Raw genomic sequence first — 19,482 nt, 5'->3', positions numbered from 1 at the left:
GGCGCCACCCATCGACGCGCCTTCGGGCAGCCCTTCCAAAACGCTGATGAATGATCCGGGCTAGAGCTTGACAGAACAGACGCAGATTGAGGGCGGGCCCACCGGGTCCGCCCTTTTTCGTGATGTCTGACTTTGGCGCGCAAATCGGCGTGAAGGCATACGCGCCGCCCGTCAGCACCCCGCCAATCGGGCGGCCGATCTGGTCGAGCAATGGGCTGACCAGAGAGGCATCTCCCTCCGCGTTGGATGTCAGCTCCGACGCGAGGCTCTCACCGTATCCGGATCGACCGCAAGGTGCGGTTTTCGCCAATTCCGGCGCGCTTGCCCGCCATTCTGGACGGCGGCCTCGCCGCTCGGGTATCGCCGTCGCGATGACGGCACCAAATTTCCCATTGTCGCCGTATGCGTGTTCGTATATTTTAATGTATACGGATTGCGGCGATCGGAGGATGGACCGACCCGCCCACTCCGCACCACCCAAATCGAGGTCGAGATGCACTACTTCGGATACTGCACGTGGCTGAATCCGCCGGAGCTTCACCGGTACTTCCCGGAAGCCAAGGTGATCACCAAGGGCTACGTCGCGAACCACAAGCTGGAGTTCCACGCCGCCGGCACGCGCACCGACCGCGGCTGGTGCCACCTGTCCAACACGGGACGGGCCTGGGGCAACAACGTGCTGGGCATCGTCGTCGAGCATCCGGAGCATCATTTCGAAGAGGATTATGACGACTTCGAGCGTTGCTTCGTCACCGCGCGCGGCGATGACGGAAAGCTCTACGAATGCTGGACCTACCGCCTGATCACGCCGGGCGTGGCGATGCGTCCGCCGAATTTCTACTGGGACCACATCCCCGCCGGCATGACGCATTGGGGCTTCCCGGACGACTATGTCCGCTCCGTCCTGGCGATGTATGAAGAGGCGGCCCCCTGCCCGCGCGCCGACCGGCCGAACCCGTCGGCCATTCCCGGGCGCTCCGCCGAGACGCGGTGAGGCGCCGCGCCCGCTCCGCGCCCGACGTCCGGAGCGGGCGCCGCCGAACCACGATCCGGAACGGGGCCACACCCCCGCGCCGTGTGCAGCACCTCACGTTCTCACCGTTTTCGGAACCAGGAGACCTCTGCAATGCGCCTTTCCTGTGATGCCAAGCCCGCCGTCCTTGCGGCCTTGGCCGCCTGCGTGTTCTCGATGTCGCTGCACACGGCCGCCCACGCCCAAAGCGGTGCGGCTCCCACCAACTCCGAAGCCGCCAGCCTGGTGCCGAAGCCGATCCGCGACGCCGGCACCCTGCGCGTCGGTTCCCAACAGACCTTCCCCCCGGTGGAGTTCCGCCAGGACGGCAAGACCGAACCGGTGGGCGTTTCCGTCGATCTGCTCAACGAGATCGGCAAGCGCCTGGGCCTGTCCATCACCTTCGTGCACGGCGAATACGCGGCGCTGATCCCCGGCCTGGAGGCGGGCCGCTTCGACGTCGCGTCCGGCGGCATCAGCGACACGGAGGAGCGCGAGCAGAAGGTCGATTTCGTCAATTACATGATGTCCGGCGGCAGCATTCTGGTGCGCGCGGCGGACGCCCAGAAATACTCAAGCATCGCCGATTTCTGCGGCAAGTCAGTCGCCACCCTGCTGGGCAGCCGGGTCATCATGGCCGCCGTGGAAAAGGCGTCGGAGACCTGCGTGTCGGGCGGCAAGCCGCCGATCACCGCCAACCAGCTTCCCGCCGCCCCGGACGCCCGCATGCAGCTCGACCTCGGGCGCGTGGACGGCTATCTGGGCGACTTTCCGGCGCTGGTCTACATGAAGAGCCAAATGCCCGGCAAGTACGCCATTGCCGGCGGCAACCACATTCTGACACCCTACGTCACGTCCTGGGGCTTCCCGAAGAACTCCACGCTGAAGGAGGCGGTCCAGAAGGCGACGCAGAGCATGCTGGCCGACGGCACCTACAAGGCCATCCTCTCCAAATGGGAGATCGAGGGTGGCGCGCTGCCGGAAATCACCGTCAACCTGCCCGCCAGCAAGAGGAAGTGACAGTGGCTGCGAGCTGCGCCATGGCCGAACCACGGGCTGTCCGCGTCAAGCACCGGTGGCGTTGGGGAGCTTGGCTCCTCAGCGCGATCGTTCTCCTGGCGGTGTTCATGCTGATCAGCGCGGGCATCCGCGCGAAGATCATGAATGTGGAGGTGTTCCTCTCCTACCTGACCAGCGAGCAGGTGCTGATCGGTGCGCGCAACGCCCTGATCCTCGGCACGCTGGCCCTGGTGGTGGCCAGCGTCATCGGTTTGGCCGTCGCCCTGATGCGGGTCAGCGGTAACCCGATCCTCGCCGCCCTGTCGGCGACCTACGTGTATTTCTTCCGCGGCACGCCGATGCTGATCCAGCTTCTGTTCTGGTTCAACGCGCTGCCGACCATGTTCCAGCGCGTTCATCTGGCGGTCCCCTTCACCGACATCGTGCTGGTGGACGCGCCGACCACGGCGGTGGTGACGCCCTTCGTGGCGGCGCTCGCCGGCCTCGCCCTCGCCGAAGGCGCCTACATGGCGGAGATCATCCGCGCCAGCATCCTGGCGGTGGACAAGGGGCAGCGCGCCGCGGCCCGCGCCATCGGCATGACCGAGTATCAGGTGCTGCGCCACATCGTCATCCCGCAGGCCGGGCGCATCATCATCCCGGCGGGCGGCAACCAGTACATCATGCTGCTGAAGTCCACCTCGCTGGCTTCGGCGATCGGTTTCCTGGAACTGCTGCGCATCACCACGGACATCTATTCGTCCAACTTCATGGTGGTGGAGCTGCTGGCCGTGGCGGCCTTCTGGTATCTGGTGATGACCGCCTTCGCCACCGCCGTTCAGACCGCGCTCGAAAAGACCTTCCCCCAGCGGTAAGCCCCCAGAGGTCGCTATGGACACCCCCGTCAAGGCCGCGGCCGTGGTTCTCGAGTCCGTTTCGAAATCCTACGGTTCGGTCGAGATCCTGAAGAACGTTTCGGTTTCCATCGCGCCGGGAGAGGTGGTCACCCTTCTCGGCCCGTCCGGAGCCGGCAAATCCACCCTGCTGCGCTGCATCAACCATCTGGAGACGATCAGCGCGGGCCGCATCTACGTGCACGGCCAGCTCATCGGCTACCGCGAGGTCGGCGACACGCTGCACGAGCTGTCCGACAAGGAGATCAGCGCCCAGCGCCGCTCCATCGGCATGGTGTTCCAGAGCTTCAACCTGTTCCGCCACATGACCGTGCTCGACAACGTGATGAGCGGCCCGGTCCATGTGCTGCGCATGCCCAAGCCCCAGGCCGAGGCGCTGGCGCGGGAGCTTCTGGCGAAGGTCGGCCTGCCCGACAAGGCCGGCCGCTACCCGTCCGAACTGTCGGGCGGGCAGCAGCAGCGCGTCGCCATCGCCCGCGCGCTCGCCCTGTCGCCCAGCGTCATGCTGCTGGACGAGCCGACCAGCGCGCTCGATCCGGAGCTGTCGCAGGAGGTGATCCTGACGATCCGGAATCTGGCCGAACAGGGCTACACCATGCTGATCGCGACGCACGAAATGGCCATCGCCAGGGAATTCGCCGACCGCGTCATCTTCATGGTGCAGGGGGAGGTGGTGGAGGACGTGCCCGCCCGCACCTTCTTCAGCGCCCCCCGGCACGAGCGCAGCCGGCAGTTCGTCGCCCGCCACGCGGGCTGAAGGGAGGAACGACCATGCCCGACGGCATCGAACGCCTGCCCAACGACCGCCCCCGCAAACGGGTCGGCACCGACCTGCTGGCCGCCGACGTGCACGCCCGGCTCCGGGCGAAGATCCTGACCTTCGAGATCAAGCCCGGCACCCGCCTGGTGGAGGACGAGATTTCGTCCAGCCTGGATGTCGGCCGCACTCCGGTGCGCGAGGCCCTGCTGCGCCTTCAGGGCGAAGGGCTGGTCAGCCGCGAGAAGGGTTGGGTGGTGGAGTGCACCGACGCCGCATCCATCGACCATGTCTTCGAAAGCCGCGTCGCCATCGAAGGCTACGCGACCCACGTCGCCGCGCTGCGCGCCACCCCGGCGGACATCCGGGACCTGCGGGCGCTGGCCGAGGAGATGGACGGATTCGAGGCGATGGGCCGCGCCCAGCTCAACCTGCTCAACCGGCGCTTCCACGAGCGGATCGTCGGGCTGTCCGGCAACCCCTTCTTCGTGGAGATGCACGAGCGCACGCAGTTCCATTACTGGAACATGCGCCTGCCCGTCCTCTTCACCCGTGAGCAGGCGGTGGTGGCGAACGAACAGCACAAGCGGATCGTCGACGCGCTGGAGGCCCGCGACCCGGACACCGCGGAACGGCACGCACGCGAGCATGTCGAGACGACCCACCGGATCGTCCGGGACGCGCTGGACGGATGACCATCACCCTGGAAGCGGGTGGCACGCACCTTTATGTCGGGGCGCGCGGCACGGTCCGCGACGGGCGGCTGTCGGCGGCCCCGTCGGTCAAGCCGCCCCCCTGCATGGTGGTGTTCAGCGACGGCGCCTTCACCGCCGGCACCCTGACGCCCCAAGGCGGCACGGAATGGCAGCTCGCCGTGGACGGCTACACCACCGCCCGCGGCACCGCCATCCCGGCGAAGCGCTGGCTGGTCGAGATGACCTGCATCGGCGGCGCTCTCTCCTTCCGGACGAAGGCGAAGCTGACCTAGGCGCTACCTTTGCCCCCACCCCGGCCCTCCCCTGCGAAGCGGGGGAGGGCCGGGGTGGGGGCAAGGTCAATGCCCTCCAAATCACCGCAACCGAGTACCGGGACGTGCACCAGAAACATCCTCCACCACTCGCCCGGGGCATCGCGTTGATCGTCGTTTCGATGCTGCTCTTCACGCTGTCCGACGTCTTGGCGAAGCAGCTTGCCCAGTCGGTGCACGCCGTCGAGATCGCGTGGCTGCGCTGCCTGGGTGCCGTGCTGCTGCTGGTGCCGGTGGTGGCGGCGCGCCCCGCCGTACTGCGCAGCGCCAAGCCCCGTCTTCAGATCCTCCGCGGGCTGTGCCTGCTGGTCTCGACGACGCTGCTGATCGCTTCGTTCCGCACCCTCGGGCTGGCCGAGGCGACGATGCTGGTCTTCATGTCGCCCTTCTTCCTGACGGCGCTGTCGGCGCTGATCTTCGGCGACCGGGTGTCGCGCGCCCATTGGGCGGCGGTGGCCATCGGGCTGGCCGGGGTGGCGGTGGTGGTGCGGCCCGGCTTCGGCACGCTGTCGCCCGCGGTGGCCCTGCCCATCCTGTCCTCCCTGGGCTGGGCGGCGGGCATGATCTGCACACGGCGGATCGGCGGAGCGGACTCCTCCGTCACGACGCTGGTCTGGTCGGTCGCCGTGGGCTTCGCCGCGGCGAGCTTGGCGGTGCCCTTCGTCTTCTCGCCCCTGGACGGCGCCCAGGTGGTTCTTGCCATCGGCATGGCGGCGGCCTGGACCGGCGCGCATTTCCTGATCGTGCTCGCCTACCGCAGCTATCCGGCGTGGCAGTTGGCGCCCTTCTCCTACTCGCAGGTGGTCTGGTCGGTGATCCTCGGCTACGCGGCCTTCACCGAACTGCCGGACGCCATGGCCTTCGCCGGTTCCGCGCTGATCCTGTCGGGCGGTCTGCTGGCCGCCGGCCTCCCGGACACCCGCACACACAACCCCACCCGTTTCCGCATACAAACGAGGAGCCAAGACGCCCCATGACGACCATCTTCGACACGCTGCACCATGTCTGCATCGTCGTGCACGATCTGGACAAGGCCGTGGCCTACTATGAATCGCTCGGCGTCGGTCCCTGGTACGACTACCCCAAGAGCGGCCCCTACGTGGAGTTCGAGGTCCCCAACGAGGCCGCGTCCAAGGCCATGCGCTACAAATGCGCCGACCTCGCCAACGTGCAGATCCAATTGTGCGATCCGGGCGAACTGGATTCCCCGCAGCGCCGCTTCCTCGACACGCGGGGCGAGGGCGTCTATCACCTGGGCTTCGAGGTGCCGGACCGCGACGCCGCGGAGGCGGAGGGCCGCCGTCTGGGGATGGGGGTGATCGCCCGCGGACGCCGCGCCGACGGGTCGGGCTTCTGCTATTTCGACACGCGGGCGGAGGCCGGCATCGTGTTGGAAATCCGCAAGACGGCGCCCTGAGACGGCAAACGTCAGAAGCCTTCCAGGGCGTCCTTGACGATCCGGTAGGTGGTCCGGACATGCTCCCGCGCGGCCTCCTCGGCGGCGTCCGCGCGGTGGTCCGCCAGCGCGCTCAGGATCACCGTGTGCTGGTCGTTCGCTTCCTGGGTCTGGTCTTTCGTGAAGATGACGGGAAGCCGCATGTTCCAATAATAGAACAGCGTCTTCTCGTGCATATCCAGGAAGAAGGGATTGCCCGCCATCTCGATGATGCGGCGGTGGAAGGTCCGGTTGAGCTGGTTCAACTGGGCGCGGTTCATCTGCTCGAACCGGGCCATCTCGTCCACCAGGGCGGCCAGTTCGGTGATGTCGGCGTCGGTCACGCGCGCGGCGGCGAGCCGCGTCGCATAGCCCTCGATGGCGATGCGGCTTTCGAAGATGGCGTCCATGTTGGACGGGTCGGTGCTTTCCACCACCCAGCCCTTCTCGCGACTGACCAGCCCCTCGCCCTGAAGGCGCAGAAGGGCCTCGCGCACCGGAGTGCGGCCGACGTTCATGGAGGCCGAGATCTCGTCCTCCACCAGGCGGGTGCCGGGCTTGATCTCGAAGGTCAGGATCTTCGCCCGGAGCCGGGCGTGCACGTCAGCGGCCAGGAAGTCCGTGCCGTTCCGCTTGCTCATGAGTTCCGTTCCCCTGTGATCCCGCAGCTGTGACCCCGCGCAGCGCCGGCCGGGACGCGCGGCATTGCCCATCCTTGAAGCATAAAGACCACGGGTTTGGCAAACGCTCCGGCGGCGGCATCCGCCCGGTCAAAAGGCCGCGCCGGCACGGCAGCCTCCGCCGGTCGAGCATATGCACCGGTCCATTCTCCGCATTGCCGTCCTTTCATCGGCGTTTCTTTGACAACGCCGTGCTTTATCTGGAAAGTTTCCGAAAACGGTTATGGAACCGCGGTCAACCTCCCCTTAGTCTGGCAACGCCCAATGCGCTAAGTAAAAACAAAGAAATCGCCCACAACGGCGCAATACATATCAAGGGAAACAAGCGTGACCATCTACACAGGACCTGTCTTCGACATGTGCCGTCAGCAGTTCACGGCCATAGCGGACCATCTCGACCTGCCGGAGGACGAGCGCGACCGGCTGCTCTATCCGAAGCGGGCGATCACCGTTTCCTGCCCGATCCATCGTGACGACGGGTCGGTGGCGGTCTTCCAGGGCTACCGGGTGCAGCACCACCTGTCGCTGGGGCCGACCAAGGGCGGCACCCGCTTCTCCACCAGCGTGGACATCGGCGAGGTCGCGGCGCTGGCCGTGTGGATGAGCTGGAAATGCGCGCTGGCCGGGCTGCCCTACGGCGGCGCCAAGGGCGGCGTCACGGTCGATCCCTCCTCGCTGTCGCGGCGGGAACTGGAGGCGCTGTCCCGCCGCTATATGCAGGAGATGATCCCCTTCGTCGGCTCCCACACCGACGTGATGGCGCCCGACATGGGCACGAACGAGCAGGTGATGGCTTGGTTCATGGACACCTACTCCATGCACCAGGGCCGCACGGTGACCGAGATCGTCACCGGCAAGCCGGTCGCCACCGGCGGCACCGAGGGGCGGCGCGAGGCCACCGGCCTGGGTGTCGTCCATCTGGTCGGCAGCGCCATGGAGCGGTTGGGCATCCGGGCGGCGCGGGCGACGGCCATCGTGCAGGGCTTCGGCAACGTCGGCGGCGTCGCGGCGGAGGAGCTTCACGCCCGCGGGGTGCGCGTTCTCGGCGTCAGCGACCACACCGCCGCCTATTTCGATCCCAAGGGGCTGGACGTTCCGGATCTGCTCCGCCACGTCGCCGCACACGGCATGCTGGCCGGCTATTCGAACGAATTGCGCATCGACCGGGAGGAATTGCTGCTCCAGCCCTGCGACGTGCTGGTGCCGGCGGCCATGGAACGGGTCATCACGGAGCGGAACGCCGCCCGCCTGCGCTGCCGCATCCTGGCCGAAGGCGCCAACGGCCCGACCACCCCGGAGGCCGACCGCATCCTGGCCGAGCGCGGCGACGACCTGTTCGTCATCCCCGACATCCTGTGCAATTCGGGCGGCGTGATCGTCAGCTACTTCGAGTGGGTTCAGGATCTCCAGCAGTTCTTCTGGGGCCGGGACGAGGTGATCGGGCGGCTGTACGGCCATCTCGACCGCGTGTTCCATCAGGTCACCAACCGCGCCGCGCGCGAGCGCGTGTCCACCCGCGTCGCCGCTATGGCCATCGGCGTGTCCAAGGTCCGCGACGCCAAGAAGACCCGCGGCCTGTTCCCCTGAGCCACGCCTGAATCAAAATGTCCGGGAGGGAGCGGCACCCGCCGCATCCCTCCCGGACTTTTGCCGCAACCACCGCGGATTGCCCTTCACCTCATAAAGTATACGATATAATATACGACATAGTGTATCGGGAAATTGAGCATGCCGGACATTGATAAGATCGACCGCCGCATTCTGTCGGTCCTCCAGGTCGAAGGGCGGATCGCCGCGGTCGAACTGGCGGAGCGCATCGGCCTGTCGCCCACGACGACCGGCGAGCGGCTGAAGCGCCTGCAGAAGGACGGCTACATCGAAGGGTTCGGCGCCCGTCTGGCGCCCCAGCGGCTGGGCTTCGGCCTCCTCGTCTTCGTGGAGGTGCTGCTGGACAAGACGACGCCCGACGTGTTCGACCGCTTCGCCCAAGCCATCCGCCGCGCGCCGGAGGTTCTGGAGTGTCACATGGTGGCCGGCGGCTTCGACTATCTGGTGAAGACCCGCGTGGCCGACATGGCGGCCTACCGGCGCTTCCTCGGGGACGTTCTGCTGCCCCTGCCCGGCGTGCGCGAGACGCGCACCTACGCGGTGATGGAAGAGGTTAAGAACGACGCGCCGCTGCCGCTCTGACGGCCACGGCGCGCCCTTCCCGTTTCGTCAGCCGGCGACGCTGCCGCCCAGATACAGCTCCCGCATCGACGGGTCGGCCAGCAGGTCGCGGGCGCGCCCCTCCATCGCCACGGTGCCGAGAGTCAGCACATAGGCGCGGTCGGCGATGCCCAGCGCCTCGAAGGCGTTCTGCTCGACCATGACGATGCACATGCCGGTGTCGTCGCGGATGCCGGCGATGGCGTCGAACACCTCGTGCATCATCAGCGGCGACAGGCCGGCGGAGGGTTCGTCCAGCAGCAGGATCTTCGGCCCGGCGATCAGCGCCCGCACCAGCGACAGGATCTGCCGCTCGCCGCCCGACAGGGCCGATGCCTTGCGGTTCTGCTTGGCCGCCAGGGTCGGGTACTGGCGCATCAGCGCGTCGAAGCGTTCCTCCCGCTCCGCCCGCGGCAGGTGGCGGGCGCCCAGGCGGATGTTCTCCGACACGCTCAGCGTCGCGAAGACGTTGTCCGTCTGCGGCACGAAGCCGACGCCATAGCCGCGCACCTTGCGGTGGACCGGCACCGCGCCGACGTCCTCGCCGTCGATGGCGATGGTGCCGGCGCGCGGGGCCAGGAATCCGGCGATGCATTTCAGCAGCGTGGACTTGCCGCAGCCGTTCGGCCCCAGGATGGTGACGATCTCGCCTCCCGCGGCGTGCAGGGAGATGCCGTTCAGGATGTCGGCGCCGTCGCCATAGCCGGCCCGTACGTTGGATACATCGATCATGCCGTCAGCTTCCCCTTCTCCACGGCCTTGCCGAGATAGGCCTCGACCACCCGCGGGTTCTCCACCAGTTCTCGCGGGGCGCAGTCGGCGATCAGCGCGCCGCGGTCCAGAACGACGCAGCGGCCGCACAGCTCGCGGATGAACTCCATGTCGTGCTCGACGACCAGGATGGTCACGCCCTGCGCGTTGACCTCTTTCAGCAGTTCCACCATGCGGCTGCGCAGGTTGGGGTGGACGCCCGCCGTCGGCTCGTCCAGGCACAGCAGCTTGGGGCGGCTGCGCAGCACCGTGGCGATGGACAGCAGCTTCTTTTGCCCGCCGGACAGGGCGCTGGCCGGCTGGTCCTGCACGCGGGTCAGCAGGAACTGGTCGAGCAGCCGCGCCACCTCGGCGTCGTAGCGCCAGCGCCGCAGCGCGCCGCCCAGGCCCGCCTCGCGCCGGCAACCGGCCTGGAGCACCTCCCGCACGGTCATGCGGTGCGGCATCGACGGCAACTGGAAGGTCCGCACCAGCCCCAGCCGGGCGATGGCGTGGGGCGGCAGGCCGGTCACGTCGTGGCCGTCCACATTGACCGCGCCGCCGTCGCTGGGCGTGAAGCCCGAGAGGATGTTCAGCAGCGTGCTCTTGCCCGAGCCGTTGGGGCCGAGCAGCCCGACGATCTCCCCCTTGCGCACCGACAGCGACACGCCGTCCAGCACGCAATGGGCGCCGAAGGATTTCCGGATGGATTCGGTGGACAGGATCGTCTCAAGCATGGCGGCCTCCGATGCGTTCGGGGATCAGGCCCTGGGTGCGCCAGAGGAGGAAGGCCAGCAGACCGCCGCCGACCAGGGTCAGCCGCATCGCCGCCACGAACTCCGACGGCAGGCCCAGCGCGTCCTTCACGAAGGGCACGTAGGCCAGCAGGAACTGCATGAGGAAGGCTCCGGCCACCGCCCCCAGATTGTTGCCCAGCCCGCCGACGATCAGCATGGACCAGATCAGGAAGGTCTCGGCGCTGTAGAGCTGGTCCGGCCCGACGAAGGTGGCGTAATGGGCGAACAGGAAGCCGGCGACGGCGGCGATCAGCCCGCTGATGACCAGCGGCGTGCGGCGCAACGCCGCGAGGTCGTAGCCGAGCGAGGAGGCCAGTTGCGGCTCCTCCCGCAGCAGCTTCAACGCCAGCCCGTAGCGCCCGTTGACGAGGCGCTGGCACAGCGCCCAGCAGGCCGCCAGCAGAACGGCGCACAGCGCCAGCGTGGCCAGCGGCCCCCAGGGCGCCGGCAGGGAGCCGAACAGCATCGGCAGCCCGTGGATGCCTTGCGCGCCGCCGGTCAGCCATTGCTCGTTGGTGGCGAAGGTGCGCAGGATCTCGGCGATGGACAGGGTGGCGATCCCCCAATAGTCCGCTCCCAGATTGCGCCCCAGCCGCGCGAAGGCCAGCGCGAGCAGCGCCGCCGCCGTGCCGCCCAGCAGCAGCCCGGCCACCGGTCCCCACTGGTTGGCGAAGGCGATGGCAGCACCGTAGGTGCCGCAGCCGAACAGGGCGATATGGCCGAAATTCACCAGACCGGCGAAGCCGACCTGGAGGTTGAGGCTGAGCGCCAGCAGCCCGAACAGGCAGGCCATGGTGGAGACGTGGATCAGGAACTCAAACACGCTTCACCTCGCTGACGAACAGGCCGTGCGGGCGGACCAGCAGGGCGGCGACCAGGATCAGGAAGGACATCGCCGTGGCGTAGCTGGCCGGCAGGAACAGCAACGGCTCCCCCACCAGCGGGCCGAGATTGACGTTGGTGACCAGCGTCTCCGCGGTGGCGATGATGACCGCCCCGGCCACCGCGCCCAGCGCGTTGCCCAGCCCCCCCAGGATGGCTGCGGCGAAGACCGGCAGAAGCACGTCCATGCCGAGCTGGATGTTCATCTCGCCCTTCAGCGCCAGCCCGATGCCGCCCAGCGCGGCCAGGACGCCGCTTAGGAAGACCACGGTGTTTGTGATGAGGCGCGCGTCGATTCCGGTGGCGGCGGCCAGCACCCGGTTTGTTGCCGTCGCCCGCATGGAGCGGCCCAGCGTGGTGCGGAACAGCAGCAGCGTCAGCACGATCACCGCCCCGGCGGTCAGCCCGACGGCGGTGAGCTGGTGGACCGTCAGACGGGCGTCCAGAACACGGATGACCGGGTGGCTGTCCAGGTCGAAACGCCGCGAATCCGGCCCGAAGACCACCAGGAAGACCGCCGACAGGATCATCGTGACGGCCAACGATCCCACCATGGCGATGGCTGAGCCGGAGGCGAGCAGCCGCTCGAACACCGTCACGTTCAGCAGCACGGCGAGGCCGCCGACCAGCAGGCAGGCGAGCAGACCGGCCACCGGCAGCGGCAGCCCGGCGCCTTGCAGCAGAAGCGCCAGGAAGGACCCGGCGACCGCGTACTGGACGAGCGCGATGTTGGGGAAGCGGATGAGGGAGTAGACGCAGCTCAGCCCCACCGCGATGAGGGCGAGATCGACGGTCCGGATGAGGACGTCGGAAAGGAATTGTACCATTGTGGAAAGATCCCCCGTGCGATCCGGTCGGGGGCCGGACGCCGAGGCGCCCGGCCCCGGCGCGCTCAGCGGAGCACGAGCTTGCCGTTGTCCACCTTCATCTTCAGGTAGGGCTGGCTGTCGCGCATCCGGTTCGCGTCGAAGGTGATCTGGCCGGTAGCGCCTTCATAGCCCTTGCCCAGCTCCTTCAGCGCCGCGCCGATGGCGGCGGGGTCGGTGCTGCCCGCCTTGTTGATGGCGGCGGCGGCGATCTTCACGGCGTCGTAGGTGTAGCCGTTCCAGGTCGTGCGGAAATCCTCGCCGTACTTCTTCTTGTAGGCGTCCTGATAGGCGCCGCCGTTCGGGCCGATGTAGTTGACCTCGAGCCCGTACTGGCCCTGCTTGGTCTTCGGGTCGCTGTCGGCGGTGGACATGGACAGCAGGTAGCCGTACCAGGGCGTCTCGTTCAGACCCAGTTCGGACGCCTCGCGGTTGATGACGGCGCCCTCGCGGCTGTAGGCGGAGTAGACGAACACGTCCGGCTTGGCCTGGGCAAGCTGCTGGAGCTCGCGGCGGTAGGTGGTCTGCCCCTCCGGATAGGCGATGGAGGCCAGCACCTGACCGCCCGCCGCCTTGAAATGCTTGGTGAACTGTTCGATCACGCCCTGGCCGAAGGCGTTGTTGGGGGCGATGATGACCGCCTTGCCCCAGCCCTGGGCCATGATGTCGTCAGCGGCGAACTTCGTCGTCACATGGTCGAGGCCGACGAGGCTGAAATGCCCCTCGCCCAGGTCGCGCAGCAGACCGCTGGTGCTGGCCGGGTTCAGGTGGATGCGCTTCTGCTGCACCAGATACTGGCCGATGGGCAGGGTGTTGCCCGACGAATATTCGCCGATCACCAGCGGCACGTTGTTAACCGTCACCAGCTTGCGTGCGGCGTCCAGCGCGGAGGGCGGACGCCCGCCGGAATCCTCCACGATCACCTTCAGCGACTGGCCAAGCACGCCGCCCTTGGCATTCACCTCCTCCGTCGCGATCTCGATGCCGCGGAGCTGATCGGCGCCGATGGTGGCGCTGGCGCCGGACAGCGGAATCACCGCGCCGATGGAAACCGGCTCGGCCTGGGCGGAAGAAACATACGTTCCGCACAACAAAGTCATAGCAAGCGTGAAGCCGATCTTCTTGATCGAAGAAATCATGGAATTGCCCCCTGTTCTTTGATTATGGGTGCGTCTGTTGCGCCGGTCCCATAGGCAAGGTTAGCGGGCTAAATTCCTCATTTGTATCCGGAATTATTAGATTTTTTCCTCATTTATTGCGGAAATCTGCCAAATTGCCGGAAAATTCTTGGTCACCCCCGCAACCCTCTAGCCCCGTCGGGTCACGTCGACAGCACCCCCCATCGGCGAGCCTCCGGGGGCCGCTCCAGTACGCAAGCGGCTCAAGGAATACGGATTCGCACCCACCCAGGTCACCACCGGTGAGCTACGGTCCTATGGAGCCGCCTTCCATGAGATTCGCCTATCGGCCCGCCAGGAGCAGGACCACCGCAAAAACAACCGGGCCGAGGTCTCGCACCAGCCGCTGCGTCGCCGCGAACGCAAGATGCAGCGATTCAGATCGTCTAGCTCCGCCCAGCGTTTCGTCTCCTTGTATTCCGCCGTCTACCACACCTTCGACCTCCAGCGCCATCTGATCTCCCGCCGCACCCTGCGCACCGTCCGGGCGCAGGCGATGGTCGACTGGCAGGCAGCGACGGTGGCGACGTAACTCAGTCAAAGACTTCGGACTTCCCGCGCGTCGGATCGGTTCGCGTGACAAAGCCCTTGTCATGGCGGGTGGCACATTGCGACGTCGCAACACGCGACGTCGCATTTCTACGGGCCTCAGCGCTCCAAAACCTCGCCGATCAGCCGGTGGAGGCGCCGCAGGCGTTCCATATGCTCATCGTCCAAAGGCACCTCTCGGAAGCGCTCGACCTGCTGCTCGAACCGACCGACCACCTGCGAGAAACGCCGCACGGATGATCCGCCGACATCCGCGTTGCGCGTGACGGCCGGCGAAGCGGGCTTCGATCGGTCGTTTCCACCGGCCTGCGCATCAGCAGGGGGGGTACCCTCGCCGCCTTGTTCGTCATGAGACGTTGCGGCGACCTCGAGTTCCAGCTTGGCTGCCCGCAGCTCGCGTACGGTGGCTCCTTCTTGGGCACGCTGCCACAACGCCAGCTGCTGCTCCGTCGGAGCGTCCGCGATTTCGAACAGGACCGACCGTGAAATGGTTCGACCGCTTTGCGTGAAGCCGTCGCGGATGTCCGTCGGCAAAGCGTGCACCGCCATCAGACGGCTGACCTCGGCCTTCGAGCGTCCGATCAGCCTTGCGACGTCGGCTTGCGTGGCGCCGTCCTTGGCCAGCAGTTTCGCTATTCCGTCCGCCAGCTCGAAGGGATCGAGATCCTGACGCTGGGTGTTCTCGATCAGCGCGATCTCATCCGGATCGCCTTTTGTGATCACCGCGTAGACCGACGCCCTTCCGGCGATCCGGCAGGCCCGCCAACGGCGCTCGCCCGCCACGATGATGTATTGTTCCGCTCCCTCTCCTTCCCGGACCAATATGGGTTGCAGTTGCCCCTTGGCGCCGATGCTGTCCGCAAGCAGCCGGAGGCCTTCTTCGTCGAACTGCTTGCGCGGCTGTTCAGGGTTCGGATGCACCTGCTCCAGAGGCAGCTCCCGAACTTCGGGAAAATCCGACGGCTGGCCGAACAGGGCCGCGACGTTTGGGACCGCTCCGGCAGCGCTCCGGAAGAGCGCGGCGTTTGGCGCGCCGAATTGTTTACGCGGCGGCATGGGCGCCTCCGGCGGCCGGCGGTTGACGAAGGTCCATCAGGCTGCCGGCGATCTCACGGTATCCGTCGCCGCCGACCATCTTGGGTTCATGCTCGAAGGCCGACCTGCCTTCGAACACCGCTCGGGCAAAGACCGTGGAGCGCGAAATCGGCGAGAAGATCCGGGTGTGCTCGCCGAACTGCTCGCGCAGCAAGCGCAGGCTCTCAGAATCCTGCAGCGTTTGTGAATGCATGGTGGGCAAGACGCCAAAAACTGTCAGGTGTGGGTTCACGCTACGACGCACTTGGGTGATGGTGGTGAGCAGTTGTGGCACGCCCACCAGGGCCAGCATTTCGGTCTGGCAGGGGATGATGACATATTGGGCGGCCGTGAGGGCTGCGATCGTCAACGGCCCCCGATTGGGCGGGCAGTCGATGATAATGAAATCGTATCGCGCGCTGACGTTGACGTCGGGATGCTCCTTGTTGAGCGATGCCTTCAAGCGCATCGTGCCGTACGGTACGGTCAGCAGTTCGATCTCCGCCTCGCCGAGCGTGATCGTCGCCGGCACCACATGCAGAGGCAGCTCGCCGACGGATTGTGCGACGTCCTCGACGTTCTTTTCGAGGCGCAGCACCTGGTAGAGCGTGGTACCGGCCTTCTCCTGCTTCATACCGTCAATGCCGAGATGGACCGTCGCGTTGCCCTGGGGATCGGCGTCGATAAGCAGGACGCGATATCCCTCGTTTGCGAGAAGCCATGAGACGTTGACGGCGGTCGTCGTCTTGCCGACTCCCCCCTTCTGGTTCGCGACGGCGATGACGGTTGCCCCCTGCCCGCTCGTCGCCAGTTCCGTCGCGCCGCTGGACAGGAACGTGGAGACGATCTTCGGCACGGGTTCGCGCCCCCCCTCCCATCGGCTGACCCGTTGCCGGTCATAGCTGCGGTGAAGCGCGGCATTGAGATGCTCCGCGAACTGTGCCTGTGTAAGGCCCCGAGCTTCGCGATGATGTTTGAGGGATTCTCCAGCGGTCGTCATGACGGCGTTCCCCTGCCCCACGGTTGCTGCTGAGCTTCAGCGTGGCAGGGAGACAGAATACTGTCAACAAAAAGGGCGTTGCCATTGGCAAAACGTCTACACAACCGTCAACACTCTGTGGAGAGGTGGAACTTAAGACAGACAGCGCCGACCGCTGCCCCGAGGCATCCGGACACAGTTGCGATGTCGCAACCGGGCCCAGGGCGCGTGGGTGCTCGAAACCACCCAGACCTCCATGCTGAAATCCCCTGACCACGCGGGACCTCCGCCGTGGAAGACACCGCAGAGGCGGGAGAAAAGCAGCATGTTCGACCGGTATCGTGGGACGAGGCGGCGCACTGATCCCCTGAGCGGCCTGAATGACCAGCAGCGCGAGGCGGCCACGGCGCTGGACGGCGCCTTGCTGGTGCTCGCCGGAGCCGGCACCGGCAAGACGAAAACCCTGACTGCCCGCATCGCCCATCTGATCGCGCAGCGGCGCGCACGCCCCTATCAGGTCCTGGCGCTGACCTTCACCAACGACGCCGCGGAGGTTATGAAGGACTGGCTGTCGGAGATGATCGGCGAGGAACGCGCGAGCCAGATCTGGGTCGGCACCTTCCATTCCATCGCCCGCCGCCTGCTGGCCGAGCGCCCCTGGCTCGCCGGCCTCGCCAAAGGGTTCGAGATCGCCGACGCCGCACAGTCGCGCAGGGCCATCCGCATCGCGATGGAAGACGCCGGCATCGAGGGTCACGACGACCGCGACGCCGTGCACGCCGCCGCGGCCGCCATCGCCACCATGAAGGACGAAGGAGTCACGCCCGACGAGGCGTCCGTCGCCGGACGGATCGGAACGAAGTACGGGGGAGACGAGGTTCCGGAGGATGTCGCAACGGCCGCCCGGGTGTACGCGGCGTACCAGGCAATCCTGCGCGAGGACAATCTGGCGGACTTTGGCAATCTCCTGCTGTGGGTGGTCAAGGCGCTGGAGGGCGATGAAAGCTACCGGCGCGACGTCGCCGGCCGCTTCCGGTACATCCACATCGACGAGTACCAGGACACCAACGTCCAGCAGGCGCTGTACGCGTGGCGTGGGGCCGACGTCGGCAACATCCTGGGCTTCCACGACCAATGGATGCCCTGCCGCATGGTGCGGCTGGAGATCAACTACCGCTCGACACCGGTCATCCTCGCCTGCGCCAACGCCGTGATCGCCAACAACAAGCGCCGCTTCGCCAAGACCTTGCGGCCGGACCCCACCCGCCGCCATGGCGGCACCCCGGTCCGTGTGGTCGGCGCCGAGTCCCTTGAGGACGCTGCGGACTGGCTTGCCGACGACATCCGCCTGAGGCGGGCCGAGTGCGACGACGAACCCGGAACGCTGGTGCTGTACCGGGCGAACTGGTTGAGCCGGGTCGTCGAGGAGGCCTTGATCGATGCGGACCTCCCCTACACTGTCGTCGGGGATGTCGGCTTCTGGGGCCGTCTCGAGGTCCGCGACGCCCTCGCCTATCTGGCGCTCGCCGTGAATCCCGCCGACACGGACGCCTGGGAGCGCATCGCGAATTTTCCGCCCCGCGGACTCGGCGACGTCGCCATGGAGCGCATCCGCGCCGCAGCCGGCGCCGGCGATCTGGTGGAGGCTGGGCGTCGCCTTGCCGACGCCGGGATGCTGCGGGGCGTCCGGCGCCCGCGCCCTCGCCAACGCCATGGCCGGGTGGCGGGACACGGCTTCCTCCGGAGGCTTCGCCGACCGCCTTCAAGGCCTTCTCGACACCGCCGGCTACGAGGAACACTGGCGGGCCGCCGACGATCCGCGCGCGACCGGGCGGAACGGGCGGCCCAGGCCGAACGCGACGACGCGCCGGTGCGGTTGATGACCGTGCACGCCGCCAAGGGGCTCGAAGACGACGAGGCCTATCTCTTCGGTGTCGACGAGGGCATCCTCGTGCTGGCGGGCCAGATCGGCCCGGCAACGGATGCCGGCGACGATGCTGCGCAGCGCCCGGCCACGCTCGGCCTGGTGCCGGGCGACCTCGACCATGCGCCGATGAAGATCGACCAGAGGGGACAGGTCGAGCCCGTACAGCTCGACGATCCGGCCCGTACTGTCGCGAACGGGCTGACGCCGGTTGCCGGGACCGAGCTCCAGTTTCAGCGCGGAGGCCGCGCGCAGCCAGGCAAGGTGGCGGTTCCGGGCGCCGAGGGCGCTGGACAGAGCCCGCGCGAAAGCACTGCGCGACCCCGCCGCCTTGTCGATGCGCTTCAGCACCCTCTGCGACCGCCTCCAGCGCTCGTCGAGCACGTCCTGGGCGCGGGCGCGGGCCACCTCGGCCAGCCGCGCCAGCGGGTCGGGGTGGTAGCGGATGCCGGAGGACAGCCGGCGGAACTCCGTGCCGCGTTCGAAGGGCCGGCCGTCGGGCCGTTCGAGGCGCAGCTCGTCGAACGGCGAACACAGGCGGGCCGCCGGCGGCGGATCGGAACTGGCGATGCGGGCGTTCAATTCCTGCGGCCGGCCACCGATGGTGACCGTGATCGGGAAGCGCAGCGGCGCGCTCAGCGCGGCCTGCGCCGCGTCGCGCCCGGTCTCCGGCCGGTCGGGCACCGCGAGGCCGCCGACGGTCCAATCGTCGCGGCGGCAGTCCGGGGCCAGGCGGTCGGTCTCGCCGCCCTCCTCCTCCGCCTCGCCGTCGTCGGCTCCGAACAGCACGTGCCAGCCCGGCTCCGTCTCGACGGTGCCGGCGGTCCGGAACAGGCGGTCCCGGCAGGGGCCGGACCGCGGAACCATGCTGACCGTCGTGCGCAGACCCTGCGCCGAGGGCGTGAAGGCCGCCACGTAGCGCTGTGCGATCAGCCTGTAGGCCTTCGCCTCGTCCTCCGTCAGGCGCAGGCCGTCGGCCGGAACGTCGGTGGGGATGATGGCGGTGTGGCTGGCCTCCGCCACCTCCCGGTCGTTGACCACGGAGCGCCGCACCGTAAGGCGGCCGTCCAGGCGGTCGATCGCCGAGCGGAAGGGTTCGCCGAGGCCGCGCAGATGCTCCATGATACGTGGCACCTTCTCCACGTCGGAGGAGGCGACCACCGTCAGCTCGGCGCGCGGGTAGGTGATCAGGCCCTTGTCCTGGTAGAGCCCCTGCAGGATCTCGGCGGACTTGTCGCCCGACCACCCCCACAGCGCGCCGGCCCTGGTCAGAAAGCTGGTCTTGGAGAACAGCTTGGGCGGCGCGGTCTCGACCGGCTTCTGCTCCACGACCAGCGGTTCGGCGATCCCCCGGGCCGCCTCGGCGAGGGCCAGGGCGGCCGCGCGATCGGTCAGGCGCTCCTCGGCGGACGGGGCGTGGCGCAACGTGACGGTGCCCGCCCGCACCCGGA

General features: G+C 67.5%; 20 protein-coding genes and 2 pseudogenes. 12 read left to right on the top strand and 10 right to left on the bottom strand.

Annotated features, from left to right (window positions below; translation table 11 throughout):
• Positions 1–136: 136 nt before the first annotated feature.
• Positions 137–336, bottom strand: a pseudogene (locus tag JJL56_RS33525) (IS5/IS1182 family transposase); the annotation flags it as partial.
• A 157-nt stretch (positions 337–493) separates the two neighbouring features.
• Here JJL56_RS33525 and JJL56_RS31195 point away from each other — a divergent pair.
• The 8 genes from JJL56_RS31195 to JJL56_RS31160 all read left to right on the top strand — a co-directional run bounded on the left by JJL56_RS31195 (position 494) and on the right by JJL56_RS31160 (position 6,126).
• Entirely contained in the window at positions 494–994 is a 501-nt protein-coding gene (locus JJL56_RS31195; protein ID WP_200487691.1) for a gamma-glutamylcyclotransferase family protein, read from the top strand.
• A 132-nt stretch (positions 995–1,126) separates the two neighbouring features.
• Entirely contained in the window at positions 1,127–2,032 is a 906-nt protein-coding gene (locus JJL56_RS31190; RefSeq protein ID WP_200487690.1) for an ABC transporter substrate-binding protein, read from the top strand.
• A gap of 107 nt (positions 2,033–2,139) precedes the next feature.
• Positions 2,140–2,886 (top strand): amino acid ABC transporter permease, encoded by a 747-nt coding sequence (locus JJL56_RS31185; RefSeq protein WP_200487689.1) that lies wholly within the window; start codon positions 2,140–2,142, stop codon positions 2,884–2,886.
• A 16-nt stretch (positions 2,887–2,902) separates the two neighbouring features.
• Positions 2,903–3,682, top strand: coding sequence for an amino acid ABC transporter ATP-binding protein (locus JJL56_RS31180; RefSeq protein ID WP_200487688.1), 780 nt, complete (start codon positions 2,903–2,905; stop codon positions 3,680–3,682).
• Positions 3,683–3,696: 14 nt separating this feature from the next.
• Entirely contained in the window at positions 3,697–4,377 is a 681-nt protein-coding gene (locus tag JJL56_RS31175; RefSeq protein WP_200487687.1) for a GntR family transcriptional regulator, read from the top strand.
• Positions 4,374–4,670, top strand: coding sequence for a hypothetical protein (locus JJL56_RS31170; protein ID WP_200487686.1), 297 nt, complete (start codon positions 4,374–4,376; stop codon positions 4,668–4,670). Before JJL56_RS31175 ends, JJL56_RS31170 begins: the two co-directional genes overlap by 4 nt.
• Before the next feature lie 104 nt (positions 4,671–4,774).
• Positions 4,775–5,686, top strand: coding sequence for an EamA family transporter (locus JJL56_RS31165; protein WP_200487685.1), 912 nt, complete (start codon positions 4,775–4,777; stop codon positions 5,684–5,686).
• Positions 5,683–6,126 carry a VOC family protein gene (locus JJL56_RS31160; RefSeq protein WP_200487684.1) on the top strand — a complete coding sequence of 148 codons (444 nt, stop codon included), beginning with the start codon at positions 5,683–5,685 and terminating at the stop codon, positions 6,124–6,126. The genes JJL56_RS31165 and JJL56_RS31160 overlap by 4 nt, the downstream gene beginning before the upstream one ends.
• 11 nt (positions 6,127–6,137) lie before the next feature.
• Here the strand turns inward: JJL56_RS31160 and JJL56_RS31155 are convergent, their stop codons facing one another.
• A complete protein-coding gene (locus JJL56_RS31155) occupies positions 6,138–6,785 on the bottom strand; it encodes a GntR family transcriptional regulator (protein ID WP_200487683.1) in 648 nt (215 codons plus the stop codon).
• Between the two features lie 366 nt (positions 6,786–7,151).
• Between JJL56_RS31155 and JJL56_RS31150 the strand changes: the two genes are divergently transcribed.
• Positions 7,152–8,411 carry a Glu/Leu/Phe/Val family dehydrogenase gene (locus JJL56_RS31150; RefSeq protein WP_345772664.1) on the top strand — a complete coding sequence of 420 codons (1,260 nt, stop codon included), beginning with the start codon at positions 7,152–7,154 and terminating at the stop codon, positions 8,409–8,411.
• Between the two features lie 141 nt (positions 8,412–8,552).
• Complete coding sequence (locus tag JJL56_RS31145; protein ID WP_200487682.1) at positions 8,553–9,014, top strand: Lrp/AsnC ligand binding domain-containing protein; 462 nt, start codon at positions 8,553–8,555, stop codon at positions 9,012–9,014.
• Positions 9,015–9,041: 27 nt separating this feature from the next.
• Here the strand turns inward: JJL56_RS31145 and JJL56_RS31140 are convergent, their stop codons facing one another.
• The 5 genes from JJL56_RS31140 to JJL56_RS31120 all read right to left on the bottom strand — a co-directional run bounded on the left by JJL56_RS31140 (position 9,042) and on the right by JJL56_RS31120 (position 13,466).
• Positions 9,042–9,764, bottom strand: a complete 723-nt coding sequence (locus JJL56_RS31140) for an ABC transporter ATP-binding protein (protein ID WP_200487681.1) — start codon at positions 9,762–9,764, stop codon at positions 9,042–9,044.
• Complete coding sequence (locus JJL56_RS31135) at positions 9,761–10,519, bottom strand: ABC transporter ATP-binding protein (RefSeq protein WP_200487680.1); 759 nt, start codon at positions 10,517–10,519, stop codon at positions 9,761–9,763. The genes JJL56_RS31140 and JJL56_RS31135 overlap by 4 nt, the downstream gene beginning before the upstream one ends.
• On the bottom strand, positions 10,512–11,402 hold the full coding sequence (locus JJL56_RS31130; protein WP_200487679.1) for an ABC transporter permease subunit: 891 nt from the start codon (positions 11,400–11,402) through the stop codon (positions 10,512–10,514). Before JJL56_RS31130 ends, JJL56_RS31135 begins: the two co-directional genes overlap by 8 nt.
• On the bottom strand, positions 11,395–12,288 hold the full coding sequence (locus JJL56_RS31125; RefSeq protein WP_200487678.1) for a branched-chain amino acid ABC transporter permease: 894 nt from the start codon (positions 12,286–12,288) through the stop codon (positions 11,395–11,397). The genes JJL56_RS31130 and JJL56_RS31125 overlap by 8 nt, the downstream gene beginning before the upstream one ends.
• Before the next feature lie 65 nt (positions 12,289–12,353).
• On the bottom strand, positions 12,354–13,466 hold the full coding sequence (locus JJL56_RS31120; protein WP_200487677.1) for an ABC transporter substrate-binding protein: 1,113 nt from the start codon (positions 13,464–13,466) through the stop codon (positions 12,354–12,356).
• A gap of 202 nt (positions 13,467–13,668) precedes the next feature.
• On the opposite strand from JJL56_RS31120, the gene JJL56_RS31115 reads away from it, so the two are divergent.
• The gene (locus JJL56_RS31115) at positions 13,669–14,037 is read left to right on the top strand and encodes a DDE-type integrase/transposase/recombinase (protein ID WP_200487692.1); all 369 of its coding nucleotides are present in this window, start codon (positions 13,669–13,671) and stop codon (positions 14,035–14,037) included.
• Positions 14,038–14,153: 116 nt separating this feature from the next.
• Here JJL56_RS31115 and JJL56_RS31110 read toward each other — a convergent pair whose 3' ends face one another.
• On the bottom strand, positions 14,154–15,110 hold the full coding sequence (locus tag JJL56_RS31110) for a ParB/RepB/Spo0J family partition protein (RefSeq protein WP_200487676.1): 957 nt from the start codon (positions 15,108–15,110) through the stop codon (positions 14,154–14,156).
• Positions 15,097–16,128, bottom strand: a complete 1,032-nt coding sequence (locus JJL56_RS31105; protein WP_211112023.1) for an AAA family ATPase — start codon at positions 16,126–16,128, stop codon at positions 15,097–15,099. The genes JJL56_RS31110 and JJL56_RS31105 overlap by 14 nt, the downstream gene beginning before the upstream one ends.
• A gap of 235 nt (positions 16,129–16,363) precedes the next feature.
• Here JJL56_RS31105 and JJL56_RS33520 point away from each other — a divergent pair.
• A pseudogene (locus tag JJL56_RS33520) lies at positions 16,364–17,662 on the top strand (ATP-dependent helicase); the annotation flags it as partial.
• A gap of 231 nt (positions 17,663–17,893) precedes the next feature.
• Here JJL56_RS33520 and JJL56_RS31090 read toward each other — a convergent pair.
• Positions 17,894–19,482, bottom strand: a 1,589-nt coding sequence (locus tag JJL56_RS31090; protein ID WP_247891353.1) for a DNA topoisomerase, incomplete at its 5' end; no start/stop codon positions are given.

Source organism: Azospirillum aestuarii (assembly GCF_016632405.1).
In the GTDB taxonomy this organism is placed as follows: domain Bacteria; phylum Pseudomonadota; class Alphaproteobacteria; order Azospirillales; family Azospirillaceae; genus Azospirillum; species Azospirillum aestuarii.
Note: the sequence above shows the minus strand (reverse complement) of the source record. Positions and strands in the feature narration are given on the sequence as shown.